The organism is Asaia bogorensis, assembly GCF_900465345.1.
GTDB lineage: Bacteria > Pseudomonadota > Alphaproteobacteria > Acetobacterales > Acetobacteraceae > Asaia > Asaia bogorensis_A.
Genome location: NZ_UEGO01000028.1, coordinates 58,168 through 81,958, shown reverse-complemented (window position 1 = coordinate 81,958; position 23,791 = coordinate 58,168). Strand labels below are relative to the sequence as shown.

At 60.8% G+C, this 23,791-nt stretch carries 25 protein-coding genes; 20 read left to right on the top strand and 5 right to left on the bottom strand.

Annotated features, from left to right (window positions below; translation table 11 throughout):
* Window positions 1-195 precede the first annotated feature (195 nt).
* The 13 genes from ED655_RS09655 (at window position 196) to ED655_RS09595 (ending at window position 8,430) form a co-directional block, all read left to right on the top strand.
* Window positions 196-411 (top strand): hypothetical protein, encoded by a 216-nt coding sequence (locus tag ED655_RS09655; RefSeq protein WP_077929767.1) that lies wholly within the window; start codon window positions 196-198, stop codon window positions 409-411.
* A gap of 18 nt (window positions 412-429) precedes the next feature.
* Window positions 430-753, top strand: coding sequence for a DUF736 domain-containing protein (locus tag ED655_RS09650; protein ID WP_077929768.1), 324 nt, complete (start codon window positions 430-432; stop codon window positions 751-753).
* Between the two features lie 343 nt (window positions 754-1,096).
* Window positions 1,097-1,234 (top strand): hypothetical protein, encoded by a 138-nt coding sequence (locus ED655_RS15575; protein ID WP_162993473.1) that lies wholly within the window; start codon window positions 1,097-1,099, stop codon window positions 1,232-1,234.
* Window positions 1,235-1,492: 258 nt separating this feature from the next.
* Window positions 1,493-1,765, top strand: a complete 273-nt coding sequence (locus ED655_RS16085; RefSeq protein ID WP_406586838.1) for a transcriptional regulator domain-containing protein — start codon at window positions 1,493-1,495, stop codon at window positions 1,763-1,765.
* Entirely contained in the window at window positions 1,713-2,357 is a 645-nt protein-coding gene (locus tag ED655_RS09640) for a DUF2285 domain-containing protein (protein WP_162993472.1), read from the top strand. Before ED655_RS16085 ends, ED655_RS09640 begins: the two co-directional genes overlap by 53 nt.
* A gap of 129 nt (window positions 2,358-2,486) precedes the next feature.
* Window positions 2,487-2,762 (top strand): helix-turn-helix transcriptional regulator, encoded by a 276-nt coding sequence (locus tag ED655_RS09635; protein WP_077929770.1) that lies wholly within the window; start codon window positions 2,487-2,489, stop codon window positions 2,760-2,762.
* The gene (locus ED655_RS09630) at window positions 2,759-3,568 is read left to right on the top strand and encodes a replication initiator protein A (protein WP_077929771.1); all 810 of its coding nucleotides are present in this window, start codon (window positions 2,759-2,761) and stop codon (window positions 3,566-3,568) included. Before ED655_RS09635 ends, ED655_RS09630 begins: the two co-directional genes overlap by 4 nt.
* Window positions 3,569-3,833: 265 nt before the next feature.
* On the top strand, window positions 3,834-4,412 hold the full coding sequence (locus ED655_RS09620) for a DNA methyltransferase (RefSeq protein WP_077929773.1): 579 nt from the start codon (window positions 3,834-3,836) through the stop codon (window positions 4,410-4,412).
* Window positions 4,409-4,885 (top strand): DUF2840 domain-containing protein, encoded by a 477-nt coding sequence (locus tag ED655_RS09615; RefSeq protein ID WP_077929774.1) that lies wholly within the window; start codon window positions 4,409-4,411, stop codon window positions 4,883-4,885. The genes ED655_RS09620 and ED655_RS09615 overlap by 4 nt, the downstream gene beginning before the upstream one ends.
* The gene (locus ED655_RS09610) at window positions 4,882-5,439 is read left to right on the top strand and encodes a S26 family signal peptidase (RefSeq protein ID WP_077929775.1); all 558 of its coding nucleotides are present in this window, start codon (window positions 4,882-4,884) and stop codon (window positions 5,437-5,439) included. The genes ED655_RS09615 and ED655_RS09610 overlap by 4 nt, the downstream gene beginning before the upstream one ends.
* A 1-nt stretch (window position 5,440) precedes the next feature.
* Window positions 5,441-5,782 (top strand): DUF736 domain-containing protein, encoded by a 342-nt coding sequence (locus tag ED655_RS09605; protein ID WP_077929776.1) that lies wholly within the window; start codon window positions 5,441-5,443, stop codon window positions 5,780-5,782.
* The gene (locus tag ED655_RS09600; RefSeq protein ID WP_077929777.1) at window positions 5,779-6,459 is read left to right on the top strand and encodes a lytic transglycosylase domain-containing protein; all 681 of its coding nucleotides are present in this window, start codon (window positions 5,779-5,781) and stop codon (window positions 6,457-6,459) included. The genes ED655_RS09605 and ED655_RS09600 overlap by 4 nt, the downstream gene beginning before the upstream one ends.
* A gap of 228 nt (window positions 6,460-6,687) precedes the next feature.
* Window positions 6,688-8,430, top strand: coding sequence for a relaxase/mobilization nuclease domain-containing protein (locus tag ED655_RS09595; RefSeq protein ID WP_122049987.1), 1,743 nt, complete (start codon window positions 6,688-6,690; stop codon window positions 8,428-8,430).
* Between the two features lie 257 nt (window positions 8,431-8,687).
* Here the strand turns inward: ED655_RS09595 and ED655_RS09590 are convergent, their stop codons facing one another.
* The 5 genes from ED655_RS09590 to ED655_RS09570 form a co-directional block, all read right to left on the bottom strand.
* Window positions 8,688-9,998 carry an MFS transporter gene (locus ED655_RS09590; protein WP_122050003.1) on the bottom strand — a complete coding sequence of 437 codons (1,311 nt, stop codon included), beginning with the start codon at window positions 9,996-9,998 and terminating at the stop codon, window positions 8,688-8,690.
* A gap of 40 nt (window positions 9,999-10,038) precedes the next feature.
* Entirely contained in the window at window positions 10,039-13,113 is a 3,075-nt protein-coding gene (locus ED655_RS09585; RefSeq protein WP_122049986.1) for an efflux RND transporter permease subunit, read from the bottom strand.
* Between the two features lie 5 nt (window positions 13,114-13,118).
* A complete protein-coding gene (locus ED655_RS09580) occupies window positions 13,119-14,288 on the bottom strand; it encodes an efflux RND transporter periplasmic adaptor subunit (RefSeq protein ID WP_336763666.1) in 1,170 nt (389 codons plus the stop codon).
* The gene (locus ED655_RS09575) at window positions 14,285-15,499 is read right to left on the bottom strand and encodes a TolC family protein (protein WP_240993595.1); all 1,215 of its coding nucleotides are present in this window, start codon (window positions 15,497-15,499) and stop codon (window positions 14,285-14,287) included. The genes ED655_RS09580 and ED655_RS09575 overlap by 4 nt, the downstream gene beginning before the upstream one ends.
* 70 nt (window positions 15,500-15,569) lie before the next feature.
* Window positions 15,570-15,836 carry a metal-sensing transcriptional repressor gene (locus tag ED655_RS09570; protein WP_062106603.1) on the bottom strand — a complete coding sequence of 89 codons (267 nt, stop codon included), beginning with the start codon at window positions 15,834-15,836 and terminating at the stop codon, window positions 15,570-15,572.
* A gap of 354 nt (window positions 15,837-16,190) precedes the next feature.
* Between ED655_RS09570 and ED655_RS09565 the strand changes: the two genes are divergently transcribed.
* The 7 genes from ED655_RS09565 to trbJ all read left to right on the top strand — a co-directional run bounded on the left by ED655_RS09565 (window position 16,191) and on the right by trbJ (window position 23,790).
* The gene (locus ED655_RS09565) at window positions 16,191-18,194 is read left to right on the top strand and encodes a conjugal transfer protein TraG (protein ID WP_122049984.1); all 2,004 of its coding nucleotides are present in this window, start codon (window positions 16,191-16,193) and stop codon (window positions 18,192-18,194) included.
* Window positions 18,191-18,628: a CopG family transcriptional regulator gene (locus tag ED655_RS09560; protein WP_122049983.1), complete on the top strand. Its 438-nt coding sequence runs from the start codon at window positions 18,191-18,193 to the stop codon at window positions 18,626-18,628. The genes ED655_RS09565 and ED655_RS09560 overlap by 4 nt, the downstream gene beginning before the upstream one ends.
* Before the next feature lie 318 nt (window positions 18,629-18,946).
* A complete protein-coding gene (gene trbB / locus ED655_RS09555; RefSeq protein ID WP_122050001.1) occupies window positions 18,947-19,903 on the top strand; it encodes a P-type conjugative transfer ATPase TrbB in 957 nt (318 codons plus the stop codon).
* The gene (locus tag ED655_RS09550) at window positions 19,903-20,256 is read left to right on the top strand and encodes a TrbC/VirB2 family type IV secretion system protein (RefSeq protein ID WP_408735665.1); all 354 of its coding nucleotides are present in this window, start codon (window positions 19,903-19,905) and stop codon (window positions 20,254-20,256) included. The genes trbB and ED655_RS09550 overlap by 1 nt, the downstream gene beginning before the upstream one ends.
* Window positions 20,256-20,534, top strand: coding sequence for a VirB3 family type IV secretion system protein (locus ED655_RS09545; RefSeq protein WP_122049981.1), 279 nt, complete (start codon window positions 20,256-20,258; stop codon window positions 20,532-20,534). Before ED655_RS09550 ends, ED655_RS09545 begins: the two co-directional genes overlap by 1 nt.
* An 11-nt stretch (window positions 20,535-20,545) precedes the next feature.
* Entirely contained in the window at window positions 20,546-22,990 is a 2,445-nt protein-coding gene (trbE, locus tag ED655_RS09540; RefSeq protein WP_122049980.1) for a conjugal transfer protein TrbE, read from the top strand.
* Window positions 22,987-23,790, top strand: coding sequence for a P-type conjugative transfer protein TrbJ (trbJ, locus tag ED655_RS09535; protein ID WP_122049979.1), 804 nt, complete (start codon window positions 22,987-22,989; stop codon window positions 23,788-23,790). The genes trbE and trbJ overlap by 4 nt, the downstream gene beginning before the upstream one ends.
* The last annotated feature ends 1 nt before the right edge of the window (window position 23,791 follow it).

Here is a 23,791-nt window from a genome sequence, read left to right as displayed (position 1 = left end):
CCGAACCGTTCGCAGCAGGGACGCGGCAGTCGGGGGCGGGTGTCAGGCCGTGATCCGCGCCACCAGCATGGAAGACGGTCGCACCGGGCGAGCGCGATATCCTCCTGTGTCGCACGTTTCCCACCTGTCGGACCGGTCATGCCGGCATCGTCTCTCCATGGGGCTGGCGGGTCCGCACACCATGGCCTCTGTCGGATGGCTGATCTAGCCGAAGACCGGCTGTGCCTCGATCGGCTGGCCGCAACGGCGTTCCAGAACTTTCTTCCCCTGTCGGCTACGCCGCCATTCCTCGCGAGCCAAGAAAGTTCCGGCCCTGCCGTCCTCCGCTGCGCTGCGGCCCTGAAGGGTGCTCTGCCGCTCGCCTCCGGCTGGTCGATCGCCATCGAGGCCACGGTGGTCGCGGCCCGATAACAGCATGGAGATACGACAATGGCTAACATCGGTTCCTTCAAGAAAGTGGGCGAAGGCTTCGAAGGCGAAATCGTCACCCTGGCCCTGCAGGCCCGCAACGTCCGTCTGGTGGCTGAAACCAACCGGGCCAACGACAACGCCCCCAACTACCGCGTCTACCTCGGACGGGTCGAACTCGGGGCCGCATGGACCCGCCGCTCCAGCGAAGGCCGCACCTATCTGAGCCTGAAGCTGGACGATCCTTCCTTCGCCGCCCCGATCTTCGCCAACCTGTTCACCGACGAGGAAGGGGAAGGCTACACCCTCATCTGGACCCGGCCGCGCAGCCGGAACGGGGAGTAAGCTCCCCACCACCAACCCCGCCCGGTCTTACCGGGCGGGGCCTTCCCGGTTTTCTTTTCCCACGTGCTTTTCCGGGGCGCGGGCGGCAGCGCTGGTCGCCCGACGTGAGACGCAGGAGGAATAGGGGGCTTTCCCTTAGCCTTCCCATTGTACCATGCGCGAGGGCGAACCGCGTCAAGGACGCATGGTCCCCCCAATTTTGCCCGACGCACCCCTGCGGGCGCGCCGAACAAAATCGGCTCCCCCACGCGCCGGCGAGCCGGTCGCCTGCGGCGATCCCTGACCCGGTCCGCCCCGGCATGAGCCGTCCGTCCTGTCTTCAAGAAATGAAAGGAGCAGGACGATGACCACGTTACACGACCACATCCAGATGCTGCGCGCCGAACTGACCAGCTTTTACCTGAGCCGCCGCGAGCGCCGGCAGATCGAGCGCGAACTCAAAGAGGCGCTTGCCCGACGCGATGCCGAGCCCCCCGCCTGACGGGGGGCTTCGCAGCCCTTCTTCTTGTGGTCAGCCCAGCTTTCAGTGCTCACGATATCGTCATGGTGCCATCATTCAAGGAAGCACTGCCTCGTTTTCCAACACGCGTACCAAAGGCAACCCGGCTGACAGATCCACCTGAAAATAGTGAGCTTTTATCGAAAAACAGTCGTGCTCGTTGGCAAATCGAAGGAGGGTCTATTAAAAACATTCCGGTTATGCATCATCTCGGGATGCAGCGCTTTCCTCGCGGCATCTATGACGTGCTCTGGCCATCTCGGTAGTTCTGGCGGGGAATGGGAGAGAACTGCCATGGACAAACAGCCCGACTGGCACGATCCACGTTTTCGCTCACATCTGCACCACCTCGATGCGCCCGGGCTTGCGCATGAACTGTTGCGCCGGATTCCTGCTTACGTCACGGGATATCAGTCTCTTGGTCGGCAACTCGGGATGCTTAGGAGTATTCGTTCGCGACATGAACTGGTGGAGCAGTTTGCTCGCCACTGGGGGTTATCCTGTACCGGCTGAACCGGAAATCCCCGCATGGATAGAACCGGCGCTCTGGGCTCCGGAATTTTATCCCGGTGTCACAGTCATCGTGGAAGCACCTACTGGCTTTGATTCCCGTAGGTTGCCAGTCATTCTCTTTGCGTCCATGGCCACAGAACGACAGGGATTACAGAGCAAATCTTTCGCCCTGCATCACGACGGAAACACCTACCGTGTCCAGATCCGTGATGCGAAAGCACGTGATCGCGCTGCAGTCCTCATTCCTCTGGACGGAGGTGAAGAACTGCGGATTGCAGAAGTGCGCAGGTTCATTCGCTATCTTTCCGGAATGCCCGTTCCGCCTTTATCCCGGGCGCTGGGGCTGCCGCTTTACCGTGCGCGTTTTATCGCAGATGCCATCTGTGCCTATGCCGGACGACGAACTGGTGCCTCCCATCGCGATATCGGTGTGGTTCTTGATCCGTCCGTAAGACACATGAACGCACGGCAATGGGACACCTCTTCCCAGCGTGGACGTGTTGGGCGCCTGCTGCGTAAGGCAACACGGCTTGCCGAAGAGCGCGAATATCTCACCCTTCTCAGACCAGCCCGTTTCCGTCTCTCCCGGTAGATTGCTTCACCGTCCGGACGATGCCGCCCGGCACGTACGCCCATAGACGGCCCCAATCTGCGTACGTCCCCGCCACGACAGTTCCCGTCCACGCTGCGCCCAGTCACGCCCGAACCGACGGAGGCCAGCATGACGCCGTCACACCCGCGTCAGGACAATTTTCTCGACGAACAACTGCTCACTACCCCACAGGCCGCCCACCGGCTGAACATCTCGCCACGAACGCTGGAGCGCTATCGCTGCCGGGGTAGTGGGCCCGTCTTTCGCAAGATGGGCGGCCGGGTTCTCTATCATGTCAACGACATCCGGCACTGGATCGAGAATGTCGCCTGCAAATCCACATCCGAAGAGTCCTATGAAAAAGCCCGTGTGATCGGAAGCCGCAGGCTGGAGCGTCGGCCATGAGTGCGCGTCCGGTGCCACCGGTTCTCTCGCCCTGCCTGCTGATCGATCTCATGTCATGGCCGTTCTTCAGCCTGAGCAAATCCCCCCGGCATGTGCCTGTCAGCTTTGTCATGGGGCGTGTCACCATGCAGGTGTCAGGTCGCGATGACGGTCCGATGGCAACCATATGGGATGCCGATATCCTGATCTGGGCTGTGTCCCGGCTGGTGGCCGCGCGCAGGCAGGGTATTCCGGTCTCACCGCGCGTGCAGGGCAGCATGAGTGAGGTGCTGCGCTTCACCGGGCGCGACCCGGCTGCCATTCGTTATGAGCGCCTTCGGACGGCGCTGGACCGGCTGCACGGAACCCAAGTGACGACATCGCTGCGCCAGACCCGTGACGGCGCGCAGAGCTTCTCGTGGCTGATCGCCTGGCAGGAACGGCGTGGAGAACTGGACCTGATCCTGCCCCAATGGCTCTGCGATGCCATCGGTCGACGGGGCGTGCTCACGCTTGATCCCCGTTACTTCGCCCTGACCGGCGGGTTCGAGCGCTGGCTGTATCTCCTCGTTCGCCGTCATGCCGGTCGGCAGTCCGATGGCTGGGCGTTCGATCTGCCCCATCTCTACCGCAAATCCGCATCCCGCTCTCCTTATCCCCGGTTCGTTTTCGAAATCCGTCGCCTTATCGCGGCGGACACCCTTCCGGGCTACCGCCTGCGTCTGGAGACCGATGCCAGCAATGTGCCGGTTCTCCGCTTCTCCCCTGATCCCAGCAAAGAAACTTACCCACAAGAGCTTGTGGATAACCATGTGGAGGACTCCTGATGCCCATCGACCTATCAGGAATCGGATTCTCGACCTATCAGGAACGGGAAATCCCTCTAACAATTTGGAATAAAAGGAGAAATTCGCGCTCTCTAAAGGTACTAAATATTATAACTATTCTGTACTTGTACACCGCGCTGGAGCGCGTGCGTGAGTCTTCGACTATCATAAAAACCGACGATTCTGTCGCGACATTTTCCGACAGTTCTGCGCAGTGGTCCATGGCGGCGGGCAGATGCGGCGGTATGGAGCGGGGGATTTGGTCATGACCCTCCTTTGCGGCGATTGCCGGCTCCTGATGCCTGATCACGGGCCTTTTGATCTGATCATCGCTGATCCGCCCTATGGCGAGACATCGCTGGCGTGGGATCGGCACGTGCGTGGATGGCTGCCGCTGGCGGCAAAGGCATTGAAGCCTCACGGCTCGCTCTGGGTCTTCGGCTCTCTGCGCAGCTTCATGGCTACCGCGCCGGATTTCCGGGCGGCCTGCTTGAGGCAGGCTCAGGAGATCGTCTGGGAGAAGCAGAACGGTAGCGTCTTTCATGCAGATCGTTTCCGTCGCGTGCATGAACTGCTGGTGCAGTTCTATCCGGAGGCTAGCCCTTGGCGCGACATCTACAACGTCGTTGCCACGACAGACGACGCGCGGGGGCGGGTGGTGCGCCGCAAGATGCGCCCCACCCATACCGGCGCGATCGGTGCGGCATCGTATCGCAGCGTCGATGGCGGCCCCCGTCTTGCCGGTCGCCGCTACGTCGGTTGTGAGATCGACGCCGAGATGGCGCAGCGCGCCCTTGATCGTCTCGCATCCCTTCTTCCATTCCCTGCCGGAGAACGCGCATGATGCACCCATCGTGCGAGGTGCTGACGCATCTCGAACTGACCTGGCTTGAGAAGCGCATCGAACAGTGGCTTCGCTTCGGGCACGCTCTGGAAACACACCCGATCGATCGCTATCGCCGTCGTCTGAGCTTTGCGCCCGGTGCGGTCTTCGCCCTGTTGCGCTGGACGCAGGCGGATTGCGGGACGACAACCTGCTGCATCGATATCATCAGGGCGCCGCTGGCTGGCGAGCCGCGCGACCGCCTGCCGTTCGTGCCCACAGGTGCGGAGCGTCTGCTGCTGTTCACGGGCTGGCCGCAGGTGCGCGCCGTGCTGTCTGTGATCGAGACGGTGGAACGGCAGGGCATCAATCCCGTCGATGTTGATCCGGAATACTGGCGGCAACTCGGGCGGTCACGGCCTGATGGTCAGGGTATGTCCGGCTATACCGCGACCCGACATGCTGCGTGGCTGCGTCGGAGGGCCGTGCCATGACGCGGCGGGGCTGGTTCTTCACCACGTATTTCGCCGCACTCGGTGTCGGTCTGTCGATGGCGCTGCATCCGACGCCGCGGCTGATCTGGAACGTGACCGCCAGCGTGCCCGTAGGGCTGTATCGTCTGCACCCGGTGCGGGCTCCTCATGTCGGGGATCTGGTCGCACTCCACCTGCCGGAACGCGATGCGGACATGCTGGCGCGGGGCGGGTATCTGCCGCGCAGTGTGCCGTTGCTCAAACCCGTGGCGGCGGTCGGCGGACAGACAGTCTGCCGCTCCGGCAGTCACATCACCATCGACGGTCGGGCTACGGGTGATGCGTTGCCTGTCGATCATCGGCATCGTCCCTTGCCCGTCTGGCAGGGCTGTCACCGTCTCGGTGTGCGTGAACTCTTCGTCATGAACACGCACGAACCTCGCAGTCTCGACGGGCGGTATTTCGGTCCTCTGCCGGTCAGCAGCGTGATCGGACGCGCGACACCGCTCTGGGTTGGTGCAGGCCCTGCGCCTGCCACCAGCCCGCCTGCTTCTCATACCTCAGAGGATTACTGACATGGCGCAGATTGGACTCTTCACGCGCACGGCTGATGGCTTTTCCGGACGTCTGCGCACACTCGCACTGGATGCCGAACTGACGCTGGTGCGTGTCGAGACACCGGACGGCGGTAACGCACCGGATTATCGCATCCATCTCGGTGACAGTGCCGAAGGCCCGGAAGTTGGCGCGGGCTGGACACGCACCGGCGAACGGGCTGGCGAATACATCGTCGTGGTGGTCGATGATCCCTCTTTGGCACAGGGCCTGCGCGCGAGCCTGTTCCAGTCGGGCCGGGGGGGACGGGTCTGGCAGCTTGTCTGGAACCGCCCGCAGAAACGTCAGGGAGCACGAGAATGATGCGCCTGGTTGCAGGAGCAGGACGGGGTGGCCGCAATGCCAGCACGCGCATCCGGTTCAGCCTTGCCCGGTTGTGCTGCACAGGGCTTACGGCTTCGCTGGTGGTTCTGATGCATCCTGCCAGCGCGCAGGACATCGAGGGAATGATCCGTCAGGCGGCAGAGCGGGTTGCCCTGCCACCCGAATGGATACGGGCGGTGATGCAGGTCGAAAGCGGTCGTGATGCCCACGCCATCTCCGCCAAAGGGGCGATGGGCCTCATGCAGATCATGCCTGCGACATGGCAGGAGTTGCGGCGCGATCTTGCGCTCGGAAGCAATCCTTTCGACCCGCAGGACAACATCCTTGCCGGTGCCAGCTATCTCCGCCTGCTGCACGACCGCTATGGGGATGCAGGATTTCTGGCGGCCTATAACGCAGGACCCGGCCGTTACGAGGCCCATCTTGCAACGGGTCGGCCGCTCCCACACGAGACACGGACCTACGTTACCTCCGTCGCTCACCTGCTCGACCGGCGCACGTTTCCTGCGAGCGGTCTGCACGAAGCCGGCGTCTCCGTTGTGCGCGACCAGCCTAAAGAGACGCTGTTTGCCGGCCATTTCCCGCACACGCCCCGGGCATCAGTCGGCATGTCCGAGGCGCTGTTCGTGCCCGTCTCCATGGAGCAGGCGCCATGATCGGGCACGCGCCAATGCCGATGGTGCGGTGGGCCGGGAAGACGGGGGAACGGCGATTGCTCTGGGGATCGGGTCTTTGGGGGCTAATGCAAGATAAAAGCCACAAGGTGCGGCATGGTTGGGGAGGGCGGTTTTTCTGGGGTTTTCACAAGGTCATTTTCCCATCCCAAGGTGTCCGATCGCGTGATTGGCTTGTTTTCAATGTGTTAGCGCAAGGTCGCGGTCTTTATGGCCCGCGATGACGATTTCCGGGTCCGGCCGGGCCGCATCCGCTCTCCCCGTGCCCGCGAGAGACGGTCTTTCATTGGACGCGTGCTGGCTGCCACCAACCGGGCGGGGGGCATGGGCCGTCCTGGCTCGGGGCGCGCCGGAAAGGGACCGTCCACTTTCGGGCGGGGCAGGGGCGCGGCAACTCGCGCCAACCGTCTTCTGTCTCGTCGCACCCGGCTTGCCATAGTCAAGGCGCGAGTGGTCCGGCATGGCGTTCGGGCGAGCCTGCGTGCCCATCTGTCCTACCTCCAGCGCGAGGGCGTGACGAAGGACGGCGAGAAGGCGCGGTTGTTCGGGGCAGAGCGCGACCATGTGCCCGCACGCGAATTCGCCGAGCGAAGTCAGGACGACCGGCATCACTTCCGCTTCATCGTGGGACCAGAGGATGCGGCCGAAATGGCGGACCTGAAAACCTTCACGCGGGAACTGATGACGCAGGCCGAACAGGATCTCGGCACGAAGCTGGATTGGGTTGCCGTGTCGCATTGGAACACCGACAATCCGCATATCCACATCATCGTGCGGGGCAAAGACCAGGACGGCGAGGATCTGGTCATCTCCAAGGATTACATTCGCGAGGGACTGCGTGCCCGCGCCCAGAACCTGGTCACGCTTGAACTCGGGCCGCGCACCGACCATGAAATCCACCGCAACGTCGAGCGTCAGGTCGAGGCGGAACGCTGGACCCAACTGGACCGCCAGTTGCAGCAGGACGCGAACCAGCACGGCATCATCGACATGGCGCCGTCGCCTGACCGGCAGCCTGACGCGTTCGCGGTCATGAAGGTCGGGCGGCTGCGGCGACTGGAACGGATGGGCCTTGCCCATGAGGTTGGGGGTGGACAATGGCGGCTGGAGGAAACGGCGGAAGCCACCTTGCGCGAGATGGGTCAGCGCAATGACATCATCAAACGCATCCACCGTGGTCTGAGCGAACAGGGGATCGAACGGGCCTCGTCGTCATGGGTGCTGGCCGGGGAAGACCTGGCCGAGCCGATTATCGGGCGTCTGGTCGCACGCGGTCTGGATGATGAGATGAAGGGAAGCGCCTATGCGGTGATCGACGGTGTGGATGGGCGCACGCATCATGTCCATCTGCCATCACTGGAAGCGGCTGGAGATGTGCCGCACGGTGGGCTGGTTGAACTGCGGACCTATGAGGATGCAAAGGGGCAGCGGCGGGCGACACTTGCGGTGCGCTCCGATCTGTCGATCGGGGAGCAGGTGCGGGCGCAGGGCGCGACATGGCTGGATCGGCAGCTTGTCGCCCGTGAACCGGTGGCGCTGGGAGAGGGTGGTTTCGGGGCGGACGTCCGTGACGCGCTACGCCAGCGCAGCGCTCACTTGGTCGAGCAGGGGATCGCACAGCAGGACGGAGCGCGCGTGCGCTATCCGCGTGGCATGGTCGCCTCCATGCGGGCGCAGGAAATGCGGGACGTGGCCGGGCGTCTGGCCCGCGAAACCGGTCAGCCCATCCAGAGTGTCGAGGCCGGCGAGTATGTCAGCGGAACTTACCGGCAGCGCCTGACCCTCGCATCAGGGCGCTTCGCCATGATTGACGGCGGCCTCGGGTTCCAGCTTGTCCCCTGGACGCCATCGCTGGAGAAACAGATCGGTCGTCATGTCTCGGGCGTTGCGCGGGAGGATGGAGGCGTGGACTGGTCGTTCGGCCGGAAACGGGACATGGGGATCGGGATTTGATGGTGTTCGCGGCTTTGGAAATGACCAGACCGATTGGTTTCACGAATGCTACGCCCTTACGGTTTTCATCCACCCAACCATAGAACAATCCACAGACGTTCCTATGGTTGGGTGGATTTCAACATTGTATCGACAAGGACGGAATATTTCGATGTGTGCCGGGCTTATCTTGTGCGTGATGATCCATGCTGTGGCTACATAATCGGGGATAGAGGAAGGTCTGCTTCGTGGTAAAAATTTTATACTGGAAACTAAATTTACGTTTTACGTGGCCATTTTGCGTGCTGGTCGTCGATTACGTAGGAATGCGCGTGTTGGCCACTCTCCAAATCTTTAAGATGTGGATTATCCTCAGAGGAGGAGACGTGTCCGTGTATCAAGGTGTCAGGATCCTGTCTGGGCCAGACGAGCAAAGCTATAACAACGCCCGCTGCTGTCAGTAAACAAAGCAGGAGTGCGGAGACAGGTAATCCATACGCGGCACCAACACGCCCCGCGAGGGGGTAGGCGATAAGCCAGCAAACATGTGAAAGAGCGAACTGGGCAGCAAATAGCGCAGGTCGATCTTCGGCATGAGCGGAACGACGAAGCAGTCGCCCGGTCGGCGTTTGAGCACTGGAATAGCCTATTCCCAGTAATATCCAGAGCGGCAAAAGCCAGTTGTAGGTGGGGAGGAAGATGGCGAGGCCTGAGCCGACTACAAGCAAACCTGCGCCGCCGAGCATGACGGTGCGATCTGCTATACGGTCCAGGATGCGCGGCAGACCGAACGCTGCCAGCATCGAGCCACTCCCGAAGCAGGCAAGAGCCAGAGCTGTAGCACGCTGACTCAACCCAAAGTGTCCCTGGACATACACGACTGTGTTCACCAGAACGATTGAGGCTGCCGCTGCCACAGCAAGATCGATCGCGAGCAGGCCACGCAGGCGCGGCGTCGCAAGATAAAGTTTCATGCCACGTGTCGTACGCTCATAAATGCTGCGCGGTTTGGTTGGCTTCGGGCTGGGCAAGGCGACTGAGACAACAAGAGCTGCAGAACACAAAAATCCGATCGCAGTGCCGACGAACAGAAGGTTGAATGACACCAGCGTCAGAAGTGCTGCCGCCAGAAGCGGGCTGACGACACTCTCCATGTCATATGCGACACGAGAGAGGGAAAGAGCATCTGTGTAATCATGTTCATCGGGTAGGATATCGGGGATCGTCGCCTGAAAGGTCGGTGTGAAAGCGGCCGATGCTGATTGTAGAATAAAGATCAGAGCATAGATTTCCCAGACCGTGCTCACGAACGGAAGGTAGGCGGCGACAGCACAGCGTATAAGGTCGAGTGATACCAGCATGACCCGTCGCGGCAGGCGTTCGGTGAACGCGGCGGCGACCGGCGCCACGCCAACATAGGCAAGCATTTTGATGGCCAGTGCTGTACCCAGCACGGCGCCAGCGTTCTCACCTGCCACGCGAAATGCGAGAAGACCCAGAGCCACAGTCGCAAGCCCGGTACCGATCAGAGCTATAACCTGAGCCGCGAATAGATGTCGGTAACTACGGTGCCGGAGAATGTTCAGCATGACACTCTTTCCTCCCTTGGATTGCAGTCTGTTGGTCTCATCAAGGCGCACTGCCTGTGGAAGATTTGCGGCCGAAAGCCAGCGCATAGAGTGAGGGGAGAACCAGCAGCGTGAGAATGGTAGAGGAGACGAGGCCACCGATCACGACGGTCGCCAATGGCCGCTCCACTTCCGCTCCGGCACTTCCGGAAAAGGCCATCGGGAAAAAGCCTAAACTTGCGACTGATGCAGTGGCGATGACGGGACGTAATCGCACGCGGGCCGCTTCGAAGGCCGCTTTGGCCGCAGTCATGCTCTCACCCCGGTAGATCCGGATCTGCGACATCAATACAACGCCGTTCAGGATCGCAACGCCGAACAGCGCGATAAAGCCGATCCCCGCTGCGATGCTGAACGGCATGCCGCGCAGGACCAGCGCCAGAATGCCGCCTGTTGCTGCAACCGGCAGGTTGACGAAGACCAGCGCGGCGGCGCCGACCGATGACAGGGCTGCAACCAAAAGCCCGAAGATCAGCGCAAGCGCGATTGGCAGGACGACGGCAAGCCGCCGGGACGCTGATTCCAGGTTACGGAACTGTCCAGCCCAACTCATGCGGTATCCCGGCGGAAGATGTACCTGTCGTGCTACGACCTTCCGGGCTTCGGTGACGAAACTGGCGACGTCCCGACCGCGTATATTGGCCTGGACGATAATCCGCCGCCGTAGACTGTCACGGTCGATACGTGAGGTTCCATCCAGAACCGAGATGTGCGTGACATCTCCCAGAAGAACCCAGCCCGTGCCGTCGGTGCGACGCACCTGTATTCGGCCAATCCGGTCCATTGAGCGAACAGCATCCCGCGCGAAACGCACCTGCGTCGGGACAATGGCTTCGTCCAGCGTGACGGTGGTGCCAATTCTCCCCCCTACGGCCTCGACTGTCTGGAGAATGTCGGGAACCGCGACGCCAAGACGCGCCGCAGCGTCCCGGTCAACATCGACATGCATGTAGGGAACAGTGCCTTCGCCAGCTGACGTCACGTCGGCCGCACCCCGCACGCTCTCCAAGGCTGTCACCGTTTCGTCCGCCAGATGTGACAAGGTCGCCAGATCATCGCCGTAGATCGAAATGGCAAGCTGGGTCCGTACGCCTGACAGCAAATCGTCCATGCGCATCTGGATGGGTTGAGTCCATGAATATTCGGCATCAGGCAGACGTTCAGCCAGAGCCGCACTCATCTTATCGACCAGTCCTGCTTCGGTGCGCGCTGTTGTCCACTGCGCGCGTGGCTTGAGAAAAATGAAAGTGTCGGTTTCCCCTGTCCCCATCGGGTCGGTGGGGATCGCCGAGGTGCCGGTATTGCTGACGACCGTAGCCACATCGGGGAAGCTCTTGAGAATACGTTCCTGCTCCGTTACGCCTCGGATGACGGTATCCAAAGATGCACTAGGCAGGCGCAACGAGGTCACCAGCAGCGCCCCTTCATCAAGCTGCGGTACAAATTCTCCACCCAGTCGCATTGCCAGCAAGACCGCGACGGCAAACGTGCCTGCCGTGACTGCGATCAGCAGACGACCGTGATGTTCGCTCCAGGCCAGGGCAGGTTCGTAATGGCGGCGAACGAAGCGTACGAACCGCGTTTCGCGCTCTTCTCCCCCGAACCGGATCATCAGTGCAGCCAGGGTTGGTATGCAGACGATGCAGTAGAGAAGCGATGCCAGCAGGGCCATGATGACAGTCTGCGCCATCGGCCGGAACATCTTGCCTTCAATCCCTTCGAGCGTAAGGATCGGCAGGTAGACCAGGATGATAATAAGGATCGAGAAACTGACCGGACGGATGACGCTGGTCAGCGCACTTCCAGCCAGATCCTTGAAGGTGCGCTGGTCGTTTGCCTGGCCACGTGTTGTGAGAAGATGCTCAACTACCACAAGGGAGCTGTCCACGATCATGCCGAAATCGATCGCACCCAGACTGAGCAGATTTGCCGAAACGCCAAACCAACGCATGCCCGCCATGGCAAAAATCAGGGCCGCGGGAATGACTGAAGCGATGACGAGTGCCGCGCGCCAGTCGCCCAGCACCACGATCAACACGACAATGACGAGTGCGGCCCCGAGCGCCAGGTTTTCCTTGACGGTTCCGATCGTCTCTGACGTTAGCGTCGCACGCGTATAGAATGGGTCCAGCGTTACGCCCGGGGGCAGTGATTGTTGGATACCTGGAAGCGCGGCGTTGATCGCCGCCAGCGTTGCATTCGAACTGGCGCCATTCTGCATCAGAACCACGCCGTTGACGATCTCTCCCTCTCCGTCACGCGTGACAGCCCCCAGGCGCGTGCGCGCGCCGATACCCACAGTTCCCATGTCACGGACACGAATGACGTGGCCGTTGTGCCCCATCTTGACTGGAATGGCACTCAAGGTCTCCAGCCCCGCGACGCGGGCGCGAGCAACGATAACCTGTTGCTCGTCATGGTGGGCGATCCACCCGCCGCCCGAGGAGGCGTTGTTGGTATCGATCGCCTGCATGATATCATGGACAGACACACCGAAAGCGACCATCCGAGACGGATCGAGTGTCAGCTCGAAGGTCTCCTCGGCGCCACCATTGACGTTGACATCCACCACACCGTTCACCAGACGCAGTTGTGGCACCACACTCCAGGTCATCAGGCGGTTGAGGTCGGTCAACGAATAGCCAGCACCTTTGATCTGGATTTGCATGATCTCGCCCATACCAGTGGCGAGCGGTCCCATGGAGATGACGATCCCCGGAACGGATATGGCCTCCCTCGCTGCGGCAAGGCGCTGGCTGACACGCGTGCGATCGAGATCGATGTCGGTTGAATCAGCAAATTGAAGATAGACAGCGGAAACGCCTGTACGCGAAATGGAGCGAAGATCCACCACTCCAGGTATCCCCGTAAGGCTGGATTCCAGCGGAAAAGTAATCAGCCTCTCCACTTCTTCCGTCGCGAGGCCTGGAGCGGTAACTGAGACCATGACCTGCTGCGGCGAGATATCCGGGACGGGTTCCACCGGAAGGCCGGGGATCGTCATCAGTCCGCCGATCAGTAGCGCCGCGACAAGGCCGAGCAACATGAAGGCATTTTTTTGGATGAATTCCAGCATGGGTCTTAGCCGCCGCTCTGATCGGCAAGGAGTGCTGTGCCCTTGAGAGCGAAGCTGCCCGCGCCAACCACCTGCTCGCCGGCATGCAGGTCGCTTTCTATGACCGCCTGATCGTCCGTCGCCAGAAGGATGCGTATTTCATGAGCTTGGAACGCGCCTTTTCCGTCAGGCACATAGACGATGCTATGTCCGGCAATATCCTGGATGGCTGTGGTTGGCACGATAAGTCCCGATACACCATGCGTCGTCTCGATCTGTGCATCGAGCATCTCTCCAGGGCGCAGGGGGATAGTATGATTTTCCACGACGCTGACCACACGTAATAACCCGGTTGCCGGGTCGGCCATGCCGTCGATCGTACTGATCGTCGTAACCAGCGGCGCAACGTTTGCGTTTCCGGACGGACGGACGGTGACGCGGCCTCCGACGGCTAGCATGGCAGCATCCTGCGGTCGGATCTGTGCCACGATCCACACCGTCGACAGATCCGTCACGACCGCGACTGTCTCGCCTGCTGTAACATCTGCTGCAACCGCCGTGGCAAGGCTCTGCACCACACCGTTAACAGGAGAAATCAGCCGCGAATCCTCGCCATGGCCGATGGTCTCCGTCACGGACGTGAATTCCTCGTGCAGGCGATGTTCGATCGTTCCGATGTCGGCCTGACGAGCCGCGAGGGCAGCTTCGGCCTGCTGCCTTGCTGCAAGACGCCGCTGCACCTCGCCGGTCGACACGGTACTACCGTCCAGGGCACGTCCGCGCTGATAGGCTTTGGTGGCTTCGGTTAAGGCCGCTCGCGCAGAGGCTAGCGCGGCGCGGGCCTGATCCTGCTGGAGGTAGAGTTCGTGAAGGGTATGATCCGTGTAGGTGATCATGACCTGCCCCTGACGGACCTGCTGGCCGGGCGTGATCGACACGTCAGTGACCTTACCGCTTCCAGCAGGCCGAATGGCGACGGATCGCGCCGTGTTGCTGGTCACCGAAGCCATCGCCGGTATACTGGCCTGCAGTGTGCCGGATACGACCTGAATGATGGAGAGTTTTTCGCTGGCCTGCGCGGCCGCGTCCAGATGCACGGAGCGCATCCAGATGGCCGTTTCGGCCCGACCGGGAGCTAGCGTGACGACAGACGTGCCCATCAGCAAGGCTGCGGTCAGAAGATATCTGGTTTTCAAGGAAGCGTTCCTGTCGAAATACCGGTTCGGATGATGGCGCCGTGCCAGGATACTTCCGCCTGATTGAGCGCGAGTAGAGACCGCCACGCGTCGGTTCGGGCGCGCAAGGCTTCGATCAGCGGGGTTTCACCCAAGGTCCAGGAATGCTCGATGGCGTCGGCACGCCGCATCGTCTGCGCGGCGCTCGTACGAGCCTGAAGAAGGGCTTCCCGCGTTCCGGCGAGGCTCGCCATGACCTGGGCGAGTTCGTCATGCACGGCCCTTCGGGCCTGGATTTCAGCGCGCGTTGAGGCTGCCAAACGATCACGCGCGGCCGAGATCTGCGGGGTATGCGTCACATCACTTGGTAGGGGAATGCGGAAGTTGACCCCGACCTGCGTCGCCCACGGGCTGCCGTACTGTCCCTGATCGATTGCATCAACGCCGATTTCCGGGTTCGGCATGAAACTGGCGCGTGCCAGGCGCATCTGTTCCTGCGCGGCGATGACCTCTCGATGCGCTGATTGCACGCGGGGATCCTGCTCCTCGATCTTGCGCGTGTCACCGAGGGGAACCCGGTCGAGCCATCGCGGATCGGCAGCCATCAGATCTGGCACACCTGGGACGCCCAGAAGCGTTTGAAGGCGGGAACGGGCACTGGCCAACTCGGTGTTCGCCTTCGCGACCTCGCCGCGTGCGTCCGCGAGTTGCGCCGTCACCGCCTGCAATTCCACCGTGCCCACCTCACCATGTCCATGGGCACGTGCTGTCAACTCGGCGATATGCTCGAACGAACGCACGATCGCATGTCCTGCAATGACCCGACGTTCAGAGAGGATGACGGCACCCGTTTGTTCGAGAACACGAACCGCGACAGCCATCCGCTCGACATCGACGCGCGACAACGCCGTCTTGGAATCAGCTTGCGCCACGCGCTCTGTCGCGCTGCCCTGGCCGGGGAGCCAGAGCGGGACGGACACGCCGCCTTGCCAGGTGATGTAGCCGAGATTGGTGCCTGCGGCGCGGTCGTCATAATAACTGCCGGTCAGGACGGGGCCGCCCGCGAACCAGGACCGCGCCGCCGCAGCGCGCGCGTCCGCCGACTGAGTATTCGTCGCCAGTTCGCGGCGAACCGGATCGTTTTCCCATGCCGAGACCAGCGCAGCATGAAACGGAATGACCGTGTTGTCAGCCGCGAGAGAGACAGGGGGCCGCAGGAGAGCGGCGCCCACGCAGGACAGGACACAAATCCTGCCGCCCCACGATCCAGGATAAAACCGCGAGGAGATCATGCTCGATTGCTCAAAAATATTTGGTGAGGAAGGAAAATTCTTGCATCGCATCTTCACGGGTCATTTTCCCGTCCGCGATGGCGTCGATGATGCAGTGCTCAAGATGATCCTGAACCAGCAGTCGCTTGGCACCTCGGATCGTACTTTCGATCGCTTCGAGTTGCTGCGCCAGGTCTGAACATGACCGCCCGGCATCCATCATCTCCATGACTTTTGCGAGGTGCCCGTGCGCCTGTTTCAGGCGGCGTTTGATGAGAGGGTGAGTTTCATGTGCCATACATATACCTACCCTATAGGGGAGGGTATGAGTCAATCAAAAATAACGGAGAGCTTGATCGGGTTTTCGGGAGGGGGGCTTAAAATATTATCTCTATGTTAATGGATAGAAAATTAGTTGGTATATGTAAATGTAATGTGGTAAAAAATAAGTATTGAATATGTATTTAACTATCATATAAATAGAATTTATTGTTGGAATTGCCGTCCGTGTTCTGTATTTTTCGAGATGTAATTCGATTTATTTTTCCTCCGAAATTTTTACGCCCGACTGCGCAGGGGTAGCAATCGGTATTGAAAATAGCTTTTAGCCGGATGTTTTCTTTCTCCTGCCTTTTGCGGGGAGAAAATTACCATGTCCGGATCGCGGATTTTATGGGGACAGGTGAGCGTCGTTATGCTCATGCTCATCCTCTCTTGGTGGGGGGCGACACAGTGGGTCGCTTGGAAACTGGGTTTCCAAACTCAGTTAGGCATTCCGTGGTTTGTTGTTTTCCAGCACTGGCCCGTTTACTGGCCACCGATGATCTTCTGGTGGTGGTATGCCTATGATGCGTATGCCCCGGATATCTTCGAACAGGGCGGGTGGATTGCAGGAAGTGGTGGTGTGCTGGCATTGACGTCTGCAATCACGTTGTCGGTTCGCCGCGCCCGTGAGGTGAGACGGGCGGCGACCTACGGAAGCGCACGCTGGGCCAGTCGAGAGGAATTGCAGCAATCCGGACTGCTTGATCCTGACGGTGTCATTCTTGGGCAGTATGGTCGGGATTATCTCCGCCATAACGGCCCCGAGCATGTCCTCTGTTTTGCACCGACCCGATCCGGCAAAGGGGTAGGGCTCGTTATTCCCACCCTTCTGACATGGCCCGGATCAACTATCGTCCACGATATCAAGGGTGAAAACTGGCAGATTACGGCGGGTTTCCGTGCGCGTTTCAGCCGGGTCATTCTGTTCGACCCAACCAACCCAGCTTCTGATCCATACAATCCGCTGCTTGAGATCCGCCAGGGGGAATGGGAGGTCCGGGACGCGCAGAATGTCGCGGACGTGCTCGTCGATCCCGAAGGATCGCTTGAACGCCGGAATCATTGGGAGAAAACATCACACTCTCTGCTGGTGGGCGCCATCCTCCATGTTCTGTATGCCGAGAAGGACAAGACGCTCTACGGTGTCGCCAACCTGCTTTCCGATCCGAAACGCTCGATTGAAGCCACGCTTGCTGCGATGATGCAGACAAAGCATCTGGGCAAGGATGGTCCGCATCCGGTGGTTGCATCTGCCGCCCGTGAACTGCTGAACAAATCTCCCAACGAACGGTCTGGTGTGCTTTCTACCGCCATGTCGTTTCTAGGCCTGTATCGCGATCCGGTCGTTGCGAAAGTTACCTCGCGTTGTGCCTGGCGGATTGCTGATATTGTCAAAGGGCATCGGCCCACCACGCTTTATCTCAGCGTGCCACCCTCGGATATCAGTCGCACCAAACCGTTGATCCGTCTGATGCTAAACCAGATCGGGCGCAGGCTGACCGAGGATCTGAACGCGCATAAGCACAATCATCGCCTGCTGATGATGCTGGATGAATTTCCCGCACTCGGGCGGCTCGATTTCTTTGAAAGCGCTTTGGCGTTCATGGGAGGCTACGGCATCAAGGCTTTTCTGATCGCCCAGAGTCTCAATCAGATCGAGAAAGCCTACGGTCAGAACAACTCGATCCTCGATAACTGCCATGTGCGGGTCAGCTTCGCTACCAATGATGAGCGGACCGCCAAACGGGTTTCGGATGCGCTGGGGACCGCCACTGAAATCCGGTCGCAGAAAAACTATGCCGGGCATCGCCTGTCACCCTGGCTGGGGCATCTGATGGTCTCGCGTCAGGAAAGCGCGCGCCCGCTCCTGACGCCCGGTGAAATCATGCAGCTTCCACCAGCCGATGAAATTGTCATGGCGGCTGGCACCCCACCTGTTCGAGCAAAGAAGGCACGCTATTACGTCGATACGCGCTTCAAGGAACGGCTGTTGCCTCCGCCCAAATCAGGCGACGCAACGGCGTCAACACCAACCCATTCAGATGACTGGACCCTGCGTCCCTTGCCGGAAGCAGCCGGACATGGCTCAGCTCCCACACAGCCAACGAAGGAAGAGGAAACACCTCTGGGGGCGGGGCACAAGCGCACTCCGGATGCCGACCCCAGTGATATTCCACCCCGTGATGAGACGGATGAACAGCCCGAACAGACCAGACCACCCGAGGCCGGCCAGCGCGGCACACGGTGGGACCGGGACTTTCTCGATCTGCAGAAAGTCGTCCGGCTGGCCGCCATTGACCGCGATGATGGCATGGAGATCGGTGGACCATGAAGCGCGCCCGCAAGAAGCAGCAGATGACGGTCTATCTTGATCCCGATCTGTTCAAAGCCGTCAGCGAGATGGCCATCCGCCGCCGTCAGTCCGGTTCCCTCGTGGTCGAGACGGTTCTGTCTGTCTTTTTCTCGCCCGAAGAGGGGACCGGGCAGGCCGCACTGACCCGACGTCTGGACCGTGTCGATAAACGCCTGTCACGGCTGGAGCGCGATACCGGGATCACCGTCGAGACATTGGCCCAGTTCATCCGCTTCTGGATGATCATGACGCCCGCGTTGCCGGAAAGCTCGGCTGCTGCCGCACGGGCGCAGGCGGCCGAGCGTTATGAAGGCTTCATCGAGGCACTCGGCAGGCGTCTGGCAACCGGCCGTCGGCTGCATGAGGATGTTCTTCCGTCAAATCCCACCGGAGGGGAGACAGATCCATCGTAACGAAAACTGCGTCTCTGATTACTGCTGAATTTGACGGCACGCCTGAGGTTGAATCGACACAGAAATATATGTCTCTTCGGATTACGGCAGAACCGACTTTTCATAGCGTCGGACCAGCCTGAATGGTGCTTCCCGCCGATAATTATACGCCTCGTTGCGCCCCTTTACGCAGTTCGATGAAACACTGTTGAAAACTGGCGGAATGGTCCCTTCTTAATACTTCCCGCGCCTGTGATCTGTGTCTCAGGTCTCAAAAAAGCGGGGATTTTCATGACAGTTCATCAGCCTTTGTCCCCCGGGACGGTGCGAAGCTCCGCCATGCTGCGTACGGCGATGGGGCTGGCGATTGCCGCGCATCTCTCCGATCCTGCCACGATCGAGGTCATGCTGAACCCGGATGGTCGGCTGTGGACTGACCGTCTGGCCGGCGGAATGACCGACACGGGGGAAATTCTCTCCGCCGCCGATGCCGAACGCATTGTGCGTCTGGTCGCTCACCATGCAGGAGCCGAGGTGCATGCTGGTGCCCCCCGCGTGTCAGCCGAACTGCCGGGTGGGGAGCGGTTCGAAGGACTACTGCCACCAGTCGTGACAGCACCGAGTTTCGCCATTCGAAAACCGGCCGTCGCGGTCTTCACGCTCGGGGATTATGTCGCGGCCAACATCATGACAGAAGCGCAGGCGGAGTGGCTGCGCACTGCCGTTACGGCCCGCAGGAATATCCTTGTGGTCGGTGGTACATCGACCGGCAAGACCACGCTGACCAATGCGCTGCTGGCCGAGGTCGCAAAAACAGAGGATCGCGTGGTCCTGATCGAGGACACGCGCGAACTGCAATGCACGGCGCCCAATCTGATCGCCATGCGTACAAAGGATGGTGTCATCACACTGTCCGAACTGGTCCGATCAGCACTCCGCCTGCGCCCTGACCGTATCCCGATCGGCGAGGTCCGTGGTCCCGAGGCTCTTGATCTGCTCAAGGCCTGGGGAACCGGTCATCCGGGCGGGATTGGCACTCTGCATGCCGGATCGGTGCTGGCTGCCCTGTATCGGCTAGAACAGTTGATCCAGGAAGCAGTCGTCACCGTGCCACGCGCCATGATTGCCGAAACCATCGACGTGGTCGCCGTACTGTCAGGGCGTGGCACCGCCCGTCGCCTGACGGAACTGGCCGAAATCGACGGTCTTGATCCCGCCACAGGCGCTTACCGCATCCGTCCGGCCAGCCTGTCATCCTCCGAAACACCATTCTCCGGGAAGGAAGAGGCATTATGATGTCCCGTTCACGGCTCCATTCCGTCGCCCGTTCTGCTCGCTGCCTGCCCGATAGTCGTGTGATCGGCACAGCGATGCTGCTGTCGCTCTGCTTCGGGTCATCGGCCTGGGCATCGGGGGCCGGCATGCCATGGGAAGAGCCGCTCAATCAGATCCTGGAATCCGTGCAGGGGCCGGTCGCCAAGATCGTCTCGGTGATCATCATCACCGTGACCGGCCTGACCCTCGCCTTTGGGGAAAGCTCGGGCGGCTTTCGTCGCCTGATCCAGATCGTCTTTGGACTCAGCATCGCTTTTGCCGCCAGCTCTTTCTTCCTGTCCTTCTTCTCCTTCTCGGGCGGGGCACTGATCTGATGGCTGCCGGATATGACGATGATGCAGTGCCCGGATTTCATGTTCCGGTGCATCGCTCCCTGACCGATCCGATCCTGCTGGGTGGGGCACCGCGCGCCGTGGCGATCGCCAACGGCACACTGGCGGCGGCCATCGCGCTGGGCCTGCGGCTGTGGCTGATCGGCGCGGCATTCTGGATCGTGGGGCACACGCTCGCGGTCTGGGGTGCGAAACGTGATCCGTTGTTCATTGAGGTGGGGCGGCGGCACCTCCGCTACCCCGCCTGGCTGCGGGCATAGGGAGACCGGCCATGATGTCGCTTGGCGAATATCGTAATCGTGCTGCGCTTCTGTCGGATTTCCTGCCTTGGGCCGCTCTGGTTGAGAAGGGTGTGGTCCTGAACAAGGACGGTTCATTCCAACGCACGGCAAAGATACGTGGTCCGGATCTGGATAGCGCCACACCTGCCGAACTGGTGGGTGTGACGGGGCGATTAAATAATGCCCTGCGGCGTCTTGGTTCAGGTTGGGCTGTGTTCGTGGAAGCTCAGCGTGTGCCGGCGACCCTCTATCCCGACAGCGATTTTCCCGATGCGGCCAGTCAGATGGTCGATCTCGAACGACGGGAGCAATTCGAAGATGAGGGCGCGCATTTCGAAAGCCGGTATTTCCTGACCGTGGTCTGGCTGCCACCTGCGGAATCTTCCGATCGGGCAGCGCGCTTTCTCTATGAGGGGCGGGAACGCGACGGCCCCGATCCACACGGCATACTGAATTCTTTCATTGACCGCAGCGACCGTCTTCTGGCGTTGCTCGATGGGTTCATGCCCGAAGCGGCGTGGCTCAATGACGGCGAGACGCTCACTTACCTGCACAGCACCATTTCGACGCGGAACCAGCGGGTCCGGGTGCCGGAAATCCCGATGCATCTCGACGCGCTGCTGGTAGATCAGCCGCTCTCTGGTGGACTGGAGCCAAAACTCGGCGATGCGTATCTGAAAACTCTGACCATCACGGGTTTCCCATCACGGACCTTTCCTGGAATTCTGGACGACCTGAACCGGTTGGCGATGCCCTATCGCTGGTCCACCCGTGCGACCCTGCTCGACAAGACCGACGCTACCAAGGTGCTGACCAAGATCCGTCGCCAGTGGTTTGCAAAGCGCAAGAGCATTGCGGCCATTGTCCGCGAAGTCATGACCAACGAAGCATCCGTTCTGGTGGACAATGATGCCGCCAACAAGGCGGCCGATGCCGATCTGGCGCTTCAGTCGTTGGGTGCCGATGATGTGGGGCAGGCTTACATCACCGCCACCGTCACGGTGTGGGATGGCAGTGCCGGTATTGCTGCTGAAAAACTCCGTCTCGTGGAAAAGATCATTCAGGGCAGCGACTTTACCTGCATGACGGAAAGTCTGAATGCTGTAGAGGCGTGGCTGGGATCTCTTCCCGGACATGTCTACGCCAATGTGCGCCAGCCCCCGGTCTCGACGTTGAACCTGGCGCATATGATCCCGCTCTCCGCCGTGTGGGCGGGACCGGACCAGGACGTGCATTTCAAGGCGGCGCCGCTGTTCTACGGCAAGACCGCTGGGGCCACGCCGTTCCGGTTCTCGCTTCATGCCAGTGATGTCGGTCACACCTTGATCGCGGGACCGACAGGGGCGGGTAAGTCGGTGCTGTTGGCTTTGATGGCGTTGCAGTTCCGTCGCTATGTGGGTGCGCAGATCTTCGCCTTTGATTTCGGTGGCTCGATGCGTGCCGCCACGCTCGGCATGGGCGGAGACTGGCATGATCTCGGTGGTGGTCTGACGGATGATAATTCTCAGTTTCCTGCCGTCTCACTCCAGCCGCTTGCGCGGATCGATGATCCAGACGAGCGCAAATGGGCCAGCGAATGGCTGGGGCAGATCCTTGCCGGCGAGGGGGTAACGCTGACGCCCGACGTCAAGGCGTATCTCTGGTCAGCCCTGAACTCCCTGGCGTCTTCACCCATGCAGGAGCGAACCCTATCCGGGCTGGTGGCATTACTTCAGTCCAACGCCCTCAAGCAGGCGCTGGCCTCATACTGCCTGGGTGGTCCATATGGTCGCCTGCTGGATGCGGACGCCGAACGGCTGGGTGATGCCGATGTCGTCGTCTTCGAAACGGAGGGTCTGATCGGTTCCGGGGCGGCGTCTTCCGTGTTGTCCTACCTGTTCCACCGCATTGAGGGGCGGCTGGACGGTCGTCCGACCCTACTGGTCATCGACGAGGGATGGCTCGTTCTGGACGACGGGAATTTCTCCGGCCAGTTGCGGGAGTGGCTGAAAACCCTGCGCAAAAAGAATGCCAGCGTCATCTTCGCCACGCAGTCGCTTTCCGACATTGCCAATTCTCCCATAGCCCCGGCAGTGGTGGAAAGCTGTCCGACACGGATCTTCCTGCCCAACGAGCGGTCCATCGAGCCGCAGATCATGGCAATTTATCGCGATTTCGGCCTGAACGACCGTCAGATTGCCATCATCGCCCGCGCGGCCTCGAAGCGGGAGTATTACTGCCAGACCCAGCGTGGCAACCGGCTGTTTGAACTCGGCCTCGGTCCCGTCGCTCTGGCCCTGTGCGCTGCGTCCGGCAAGGACGATCACCGACTGATCGATGCGGTGCTGGCGGAACACGGCCGCGACGGTTTTCTCCCCGCGTGGTTTGAGGCGCGTGGCGTGTCATGGGCGGCGGATCTTTTGCGTGAAGACCTCCGATCGGAGGGCGTGCCATGACGGAAAAATCTTTCCGGCTCTGGGCTGAATTTTTCGGTCGCGTGAGCGAAAAACAGTTCCGCCGAGGTGTCCTTCTCACTTCTGCACTGCTGACGGTCGGCGGGACGTTCTCTCCCTTGCGTCCGGCGCACGCGCAATGGGCCGTGTATGACGGGGCGAACCATGTCGAGAACGTGCTGATCGCAGCTCGTACCCTCCAGCAGATCGACAACCAGATCACCTCTCTCGCCAACCAGGCCCAGATGCTGGTCAATCAGGGGCGGAACCTCGCAAGCCTGCCACTCTCGACATTGTCGACGCTGCAATCAACGATTTCCCAGACGACGGCTCTGCTCGCGCAGGCGCAGAATATTGCCTACAGTGTCCAGTCCGTCGAACAGCAATACCAGCAGGCGTACACATCTGTCTCGTCGGGTATGTCCGACAGCGGCCTGTTTTCTCAGGCGCAGACCCGCTGGCAGAATTCCGTCGGTGGGTTTGAGGATGCCCTGAAACTTCAGGCTCAGGTGGTGGGCAATATCCCCAGCGACAGCAGCGCCATGAGCCAGCTTGTCTCCTCCAGCCAGACCTCTACGGGCGCGTTGCAGGCCGCCCAGGCCGGAAACCAGCTTCTGGCCCTGCAATCCCGCCAGTTGTCCGACATCCAGGCGGAACTCGCCGCCAACGGCCGCGCCACCGCCCTGCAACAGGCACGCGACGCCGCGACGGAAGCCGAAAGCGAGGCGCAGTATCAGCATTTCTCCCGGCATGACGTCTACGTGCCCGGTACGGTGTCGATGTTCGGCAGCAGCGGGAACTGAC

What these genes read in the sequence shown, in the direction of transcription:
- ED655_RS09545 (WP_122049981.1), top strand. Translation starts at nt 20,256, where the DNA reads ATGGCTGCCGGATATGACGATGATGCAGTGCCCGGATTTCATGTTCCG.
- ED655_RS09610 (WP_077929775.1), top strand. Translation starts at nt 4,882, where the DNA reads ATGACGCGGCGGGGCTGGTTCTTCACCACGTATTTCGCCGCACTCGGT.
- ED655_RS16085 (WP_406586838.1), top strand. Translation starts at nt 1,493, where the DNA reads ATGACGTGCTCTGGCCATCTCGGTAGTTCTGGCGGGGAATGGGAGAGA.
- ED655_RS09635 (WP_077929770.1), top strand. Translation starts at nt 2,487, where the DNA reads ATGACGCCGTCACACCCGCGTCAGGACAATTTTCTCGACGAACAACTG.
- ED655_RS09560 (WP_122049983.1), top strand. Translation starts at nt 18,191, where the DNA reads ATGAAGCGCGCCCGCAAGAAGCAGCAGATGACGGTCTATCTTGATCCC.
- ED655_RS09640 (WP_162993472.1), top strand. Translation starts at nt 1,713, where the DNA reads ATGAACTGGTGGAGCAGTTTGCTCGCCACTGGGGGTTATCCTGTACCG.
- ED655_RS09620 (WP_077929773.1), top strand. Translation starts at nt 3,834, where the DNA reads ATGACCCTCCTTTGCGGCGATTGCCGGCTCCTGATGCCTGATCACGGG.
- ED655_RS09615 (WP_077929774.1), top strand. Translation starts at nt 4,409, where the DNA reads ATGATGCACCCATCGTGCGAGGTGCTGACGCATCTCGAACTGACCTGG.
- ED655_RS09565 (WP_122049984.1), top strand. Translation starts at nt 16,191, where the DNA reads ATGTCCGGATCGCGGATTTTATGGGGACAGGTGAGCGTCGTTATGCTC.
- ED655_RS09590 (WP_122050003.1), bottom strand. Translation starts at nt 9,998, where the DNA reads ATGCTGAACATTCTCCGGCACCGTAGTTACCGACATCTATTCGCGGCT.
- ED655_RS09550 (WP_408735665.1), top strand. Translation starts at nt 19,903, where the DNA reads ATGTCCCGTTCACGGCTCCATTCCGTCGCCCGTTCTGCTCGCTGCCTG.
- ED655_RS09585 (WP_122049986.1), bottom strand. Translation starts at nt 13,113, where the DNA reads ATGCTGGAATTCATCCAAAAAAATGCCTTCATGTTGCTCGGCCTTGTC.
- ED655_RS09630 (WP_077929771.1), top strand. Translation starts at nt 2,759, where the DNA reads ATGAGTGCGCGTCCGGTGCCACCGGTTCTCTCGCCCTGCCTGCTGATC.
- ED655_RS09570 (WP_062106603.1), bottom strand. Translation starts at nt 15,836, where the DNA reads ATGGCACATGAAACTCACCCTCTCATCAAACGCCGCCTGAAACAGGCG.
- ED655_RS15575 (WP_162993473.1), top strand. Translation starts at nt 1,097, where the DNA reads ATGACCACGTTACACGACCACATCCAGATGCTGCGCGCCGAACTGACC.
- ED655_RS09605 (WP_077929776.1), top strand. Translation starts at nt 5,441, where the DNA reads ATGGCGCAGATTGGACTCTTCACGCGCACGGCTGATGGCTTTTCCGGA.
- ED655_RS09600 (WP_077929777.1), top strand. Translation starts at nt 5,779, where the DNA reads ATGATGCGCCTGGTTGCAGGAGCAGGACGGGGTGGCCGCAATGCCAGC.
- trbE (WP_122049980.1), top strand. Translation starts at nt 20,546, where the DNA reads ATGATGTCGCTTGGCGAATATCGTAATCGTGCTGCGCTTCTGTCGGAT.
- trbJ (WP_122049979.1), top strand. Translation starts at nt 22,987, where the DNA reads ATGACGGAAAAATCTTTCCGGCTCTGGGCTGAATTTTTCGGTCGCGTG.
- ED655_RS09595 (WP_122049987.1), top strand. Translation starts at nt 6,688, where the DNA reads ATGGCCCGCGATGACGATTTCCGGGTCCGGCCGGGCCGCATCCGCTCT.
- ED655_RS09655 (WP_077929767.1), top strand. Translation starts at nt 196, where the DNA reads ATGGCTGATCTAGCCGAAGACCGGCTGTGCCTCGATCGGCTGGCCGCA.
- trbB (WP_122050001.1), top strand. Translation starts at nt 18,947, where the DNA reads ATGCTGCGTACGGCGATGGGGCTGGCGATTGCCGCGCATCTCTCCGAT.
- ED655_RS09650 (WP_077929768.1), top strand. Translation starts at nt 430, where the DNA reads ATGGCTAACATCGGTTCCTTCAAGAAAGTGGGCGAAGGCTTCGAAGGC.